The sequence below is a fragment of the Gordonia malaquae NBRC 108250 genome (assembly GCF_000344135.1).
Lineage (GTDB): Bacteria > Actinomycetota > Actinomycetes > Mycobacteriales > Mycobacteriaceae > Gordonia > Gordonia malaquae.
Genome location: NZ_BAOP01000091.1, coordinates 1 through 592 on the forward strand (window position 1 = coordinate 1; position 592 = coordinate 592).

At 62.0% G+C, this 592-nt stretch carries 1 protein-coding gene; it reads left to right on the forward strand.

The genetic code is table 11. The features are described from left to right. Positions 1-322: 322 nt before the first annotated feature. Positions 323-592, forward strand: a 270-nt coding sequence (locus tag GM1_RS21310) for an ABC transporter permease (protein WP_008382462.1), incomplete at its 3' end; no start/stop codon positions are given.

Consider the following 592-nt stretch of genomic DNA (forward strand, 5'->3'; position numbering starts at 1 on the left):
GTCGTCAACCGAAATAACGAACTCGGAGCAGACCTGCGAGCCCCGCAGAGCCACTGCCGCACATAGGGACGGGCCGGACGCGTCATCGAGGGTCAACAGGGCCGGTGTTCCGTCGTGCCGGCTGGTCAATTCGGGCAGAAGTATCCAAACCGCGAATGGGGTACTGTAAGTACCTGGTACTGTGCGAACACCCATCGCGGAGGGCTGTTCAGCAAGGTGAAGGAGAATCAGTATCGCTACGGAACTTGCTGGTCGTGCGACAGACAGTCTTGCGACCTTCGGAAACACGATTGCCCTCGCCGGCCAGGCATTACGGTGGGCCGTGCACGACATTGTCACCGGACGGTTTCCTTTCCGGGAGGTCGTTGTACAGACCTGGTTCGTCATCACCGTCACGACGTTGCCGGCGATCCTGGTGGCGATTCCGTTCGGCGTTATCGTCTCGGTGCAGGTCGGAAGTCTGACCCAGCAGGTCGGGGCCACGTCCATCGCCGGCGCCGCTGGTGGACTCGGGATCATTCAGCAGGGGGCACCGATCGTCACAGCCCTTCTGCTCGGTGGTGCGGCAGGGTCAGCCATCGCCTCTGACCTC